The sequence below is a fragment of the Mesorhizobium sp. M2A.F.Ca.ET.037.01.1.1 genome (assembly GCF_003998075.1).
Lineage (GTDB): Bacteria > Pseudomonadota > Alphaproteobacteria > Rhizobiales > Rhizobiaceae > Mesorhizobium.
In genome coordinates this window covers 1-4,435 of the sequence record NZ_RZSA01000563.1, presented here as the reverse complement: position 1 = coordinate 4,435, position 4,435 = coordinate 1, and the positions used below count along the sequence as shown (strand labels likewise).

The window sequence follows — 4,435 nt, the reverse complement described above, 5'->3', positions numbered from 1 at the left end:
ATCTCGAACAGCACGATCGACGCCATCATCATGATCGGCAGGTGGACCGAAACCAGCAGCGACAGGACCTCGAAGCCGCTGGCGCCGAATATGCCGAGGATGAAGGGGGCGCCGAGCAGCACGACATTGGAATAGGCCGAGGACACGCCGCCGACGATCCCCGCGCGTGCGTCCCGACCGAACAGCCGCGTCGTGACCAGATGGCCTGCGGCCCAGGTGATGGCGACGGCAGCGAAATAGGCGCCCCACAGCGACCATGGCGCCACACCGTGGAAATCCGACTTGACCATGGTTTGGAACAGAAGCAGCGGCATCGCCACATTGACGGCGAATTCGGAAATGCCCTCCCCGCTCGCCGGCTTCAGATAACCGGTCAGCCCGGCCAGATAGCCGAGCGCCACGAGGCTGAAGACGAAGAGGACGGTTTCAGTGAGCGGAGTCATTTTGCGGGCGGAGACATTTTTCCCGTGATAGGCGAGCCCCGGCCGCTGTGCAATTGGCGCCGCACGCCTATCTCCGGCGCCTCTGCTTGTTTTCCGGACGGCTTTGCGATCCCTATATGCCGATCACGGCCTCGGCCCGCCCGGGCCGCCAAAGGACTTCCGATGCTGCGACTTGTTCTGGCGCTTTTCCTCCTTGCCGCTCCCACTCTTGCCCACGCGACCGATGCCGGCTGGGCGCTGCTGCGCGACGGCGGCCATGTCGTGCTGCTTCGCCATGCCTTCGTCACCGGAGCGACCGACCCGGCGAATTTCGACATCGGCAATTGCGCCACGCAGCTCAATCTGTCCGAGCGCGGCAAGCAGCAGGCAAGCCGCATCGGCGCGCTGTTCGCGGCGCGCGCAGCACCCATCGATCACGTGCTCTCCAGCCGCTACTGCCGCTGCCTCGACACCGCCCGCATCGCTTTCGAATCCGAGCCGCAGCCCTTCGCGCCGCTCGACCTGCTCAAGACCGACCCGGCCGAGAAGGCCGCGCAAATGGAAGCGGTGATGAAGGAGATCCGCGGCTATTCCGGCTCCGACAATCTGGTGCTGGTCACGCATCTCGAAAACATCGAAGCGCTCACCGGCGTGGCGCCGCGCGAAGGCGAGGCCGTGGTGGTGGCGCCGGACGGCGACGGCCTCAAGGTGCTGGGGCGCGTGACTTTCTAAGGCATCGCGCCGGCCGGTGTTGCTGAAATACAACTCCCGGAAGAAGCCGCAAATTTGCCGCCACAATGCCGCTTGCGACAACCCGTCGCAGGGTCTATAGGCGCGCTCCCGGTCACGAAAACCGAAGCGAGCACAACGGTTGGAGCTTTCGTCTCCGCCCGCGCAGGCGGCTTTGCCGCGCTGTGTACGGCGCCGTTTCGGGTGTTGGGATCGCCGATGTAGCTCAGAGGTTAGAGCGCCGGATTTGGGTCCGGAGGTCGAGGGTTCGAGTCCCTTCATCAGCACCACGGATAGCTCAGTTTGGTTAGAGCATCAGATTGTTAATCTGACTGTCGAAGGTTCGATTCCTTCTCCAACGGCCTGATAAGCCGACACCTTCAGGTGGTGTTATCCAAAACGGTCCGGGGACCGGAATGCGAGGACTTCACGGACGGCAAGGTTTCGGCCTCGCCGGGCGGCGACGTCCTGCGCCATCGGCGCGCGGCCAGGCCCGCGATGACGGTCAAGGCGCGGCGCGGCCGGCAAGGGAAGCTCGGGCTTCCGGCGCCCGCTTCGCCGCCCCGCGATCCGCTCCCGAAGGCCCGCTTCGCGCGGATGCCACCGGTCTCCGGATCATTCGTGCCCAGGAACATGAAGTACGACGACGTGAAACGAAAAACGAAAAGGATGATCGACGCATGACGTGACGCCTCGGATGGGGCCATGCCCGACAGGAGTAAGACAATGAAGACCATTCTCGAAAAGGCTCTTGGACGCCAGCGCGTCCTCGTGAAGGAAAATGAACGTGCCGTCGCCCTCTACAAGGGCGAGATCCAGGCGGTCCTGATGCCGGGCGAACATTGGCTCGCCAACCGGCGCGGCAACCTGGAAATCTCCAGGCACGACCTGAAGAACCCGGAATTCGTTTCGGCTTACGAGAAGGCATTGTTCGACAAGCTCCCGGACGTGGCCGCGCGTCACTTCACCGTCGTCCGCACCGGACGCATGGAGGTCGCCGTGGTCGAGCGCGACGGCGCGCTGCATTCTGTGCTGTCGCCGGACCGCAAGCTGGTGCTGTGGGCGGATGCCGGTCCGTGGAAGGTTACGACCGTCGACACGGCGGCCGATCTCGCCATCGATCCGGCGCTGATGCGCCGGCTCGGCCAGGCCCGGAAGACGGAACACATGTTCCTGCATCCGGTCGTGGACGGCCAGGTCGGGCTGCTCTTCGTGGATGGCGTGCTCGTTCGCACGCTTGAAGCGGGCGTGCATGCCTTCTGGAATGTCGGCCGCATGGTCCAGCTGAAGGTCGTCGACATCAAGCGCCAGTCGCTCGATGTCGCCGGGCAGGAAGTGCTGACCAGGGATCGCGTGACGATCCGCGTCAACATCGCCGCCGAGTACCGGGTCGTCGACCCGGTCCAGGCGGTGAGCACGGTGAAGGACTTCTCGGAAGCCCTCTACCGCGCCCTGCAGTACGCCTTCCGCAAGACGCTTGGCGCGCTCACGCTCGACCAGATCCTCGACAAGAAGGTCACGGTCGACGAGGACGCGGCGGCCAAGGTGCGCGAAGACATGGCCGCGATCGGCGTCGAGGTCAGCGACATCGCTCTCAAGGATGTGATCCTGCCGGGCGACATGCGCGAGATCCTCAACCAGGTGGTTTCGGCCGAGAAGCAGGCTGAGGCCAACGTCATCCGCCGCCGCGAGGAGACGAACGCCACGGGTTCGCTGCTCAACACGGCCAAGGTGATGGCCGAGAACCCGGTGATGCTGCGGCTGAAGGAGCTCGAGGCTCTGGAGGCCATCGCCGGCAAGGTCGAGCGGCTCACCGTCCACAACGGGACGGGCGGGCTGCTCAACGATCTGGTCAAGCTCCGCGACTGATGCATGTCGCTCAGCTGACGCAGCGTAAGATGGGAAGGACCGCCGGTTCGAACGGCGGCCCTTCTTGCGTTCCCAAAGCCGGCGTCCCATCTGCTCCCGGCGCATCAGGCCTTTTCCTGCCGGGAAAAACCGATTAGACAGCGCGCAAAGCAAGATGCGGACAGATTCCGCCCGCAACCCGAAGGAAGAGCCCTTGTCCACCACATTCGAGAAAGTCGCCAAGATCATTGCCGATACCAGCGAGATCGATATCGACACCATCACGCCCGAGAGCCACACCATCGACGACCTCGGCATCGACAGCCTCGATTTCCTCGACATCGTCTTCGCCATCGACAAGGAATTCGGCATCAAGGTGCCGCTGGAAAAGTGGACGCAGGAGGTCAATGACGGCAATGCCTCGACCGACGACTATTTCGTCATGAAGAACCTGTGCGCCAAGATCGACGCGCTGGTCGCGGCCAAGAGCGCCTGATGTCTACGGCGAGCGCGAACTTGACGCGCTCCGCGCATGACCCCGAAATCGGCATCGATTTTCGGAAAGGATCATGCGCAAAATCAAAAAGTCGCCTGACCCACAACAGCCGCCCATGAGTTCCCACGACGTCGTCATCACCGGCATCGGCCTTGTCTCCTCGCTGGGAGAGGGTCCGGATGCCCATTGGCAAAAGCTTACGCAGCCTGGGTTCCAGCCGGTGCTCGATGCCGAGCGCTTCGCCCCCTATACCATTCATCCTCTGCCCGAGATCGACTGGAACCTGCAGATCGCCAAACGTGGCGACCAGCGCCAGATGGAAACCTGGCAGCGCCTCGGCACCTATGCCGCCGGCCTTGCGCTGGACGATGCGGGAGTCAAGGGCAATGACGAGCTTTGCACGACCATGGACATGGTGGTGGCGGCCGGTGGCGGCGAGCGCGACGAGGCCGTCGACGCCGCAATCCTTGCTGCTTCCGAAAGCCGCAACGACCGCGACGTGCTGCTCAACGAGAAGCTGACGACGGAACTGCGGCCGACTTTGTTCCTGGCCCAGCTCTCCAACCTGCTCGCCGGCAACATATCGATCGTCCACAAGGTCACCGGTTCCTCCCGCACCTTCATGGGCGAGGAAGGCGCCGGCGTCTCGGCCGTCGAGACGGCAGCCGCGCGCATCCGCTCGGGACAGTCGACCCATGTTCTGGTCGGCGGCGCCTTCCAGACGGAGCATTCCGACATGCTGCTGGGCTACGAGCTCGCCGGCTACCTGCATCGCGGCCCCTGGAAGCCGGTCTGGCAGCGTCAGGGCTCCGAGGGCGGCGGCGTGGTCACCGGTTCGGGCGGCGCTTTCCTGGTGCTGGAGCAGCGCGAGCACGCGAAAAGCCGCGGCCGAAGGATCTATGCCGAGCTCGGCCCCATCGTGTCCGGCCGCGCCAGACGC

At 64.3% G+C, this 4,435-nt stretch carries 6 protein-coding genes and 2 tRNA genes; 6 read left to right on the top strand and 2 right to left on the bottom strand.

The annotated features are described in order from the left end of the window. The coding region (locus EOA27_RS24215; protein WP_189562099.1) for an AEC family transporter at positions 1–443 on the bottom strand (443 nt) is incomplete at its 3' end. Between the two features lie 162 nt (positions 444–605). Here EOA27_RS24215 and EOA27_RS24210 point away from each other — a divergent pair. From EOA27_RS24210 to EOA27_RS24200, 3 genes are all read left to right on the top strand, one after another. Further along, a complete protein-coding gene (locus tag EOA27_RS24210; RefSeq protein ID WP_126082215.1) occupies positions 606–1,154 on the top strand; it encodes a histidine phosphatase family protein in 549 nt (182 codons plus the stop codon). Between the two features lie 212 nt (positions 1,155–1,366). Further along, positions 1,367–1,441 (top strand) — tRNA-OTHER (locus EOA27_RS24205). Position 1,442: 1 nt separating this feature from the next. After that, a tRNA-Asn gene (locus EOA27_RS24200) sits at positions 1,443–1,510 on the top strand. Positions 1,511–1,531: 21 nt separating this feature from the next. On the opposite strand, the gene EOA27_RS24195 is transcribed toward EOA27_RS24200, so the two are convergent. Beyond that, positions 1,532–1,888: a hypothetical protein gene (locus EOA27_RS24195; RefSeq protein WP_126082214.1), complete on the bottom strand. Its 357-nt coding sequence runs from the start codon at positions 1,886–1,888 to the stop codon at positions 1,532–1,534. On the opposite strand from EOA27_RS24195, the gene EOA27_RS24190 reads away from it, so the two are divergent. From EOA27_RS24190 to EOA27_RS24180, 3 genes are all read left to right on the top strand, one after another. Then, on the top strand, positions 1,878–3,020 hold the full coding sequence (locus tag EOA27_RS24190; protein ID WP_126082213.1) for a slipin family protein: 1,143 nt from the start codon (positions 1,878–1,880) through the stop codon (positions 3,018–3,020). The two genes, EOA27_RS24195 and EOA27_RS24190, sit on opposite strands and share 11 nt — an antisense overlap. 193 nt (positions 3,021–3,213) lie before the next feature. After that, positions 3,214–3,495: an acyl carrier protein gene (locus tag EOA27_RS24185; RefSeq protein WP_127257432.1), complete on the top strand. Its 282-nt coding sequence runs from the start codon at positions 3,214–3,216 to the stop codon at positions 3,493–3,495. Positions 3,496–3,610: 115 nt separating this feature from the next. Next, positions 3,611–4,435, top strand: an 825-nt coding sequence (locus EOA27_RS24180; protein WP_127257430.1) for a beta-ketoacyl-ACP synthase, incomplete at its 3' end; no start/stop codon positions are given.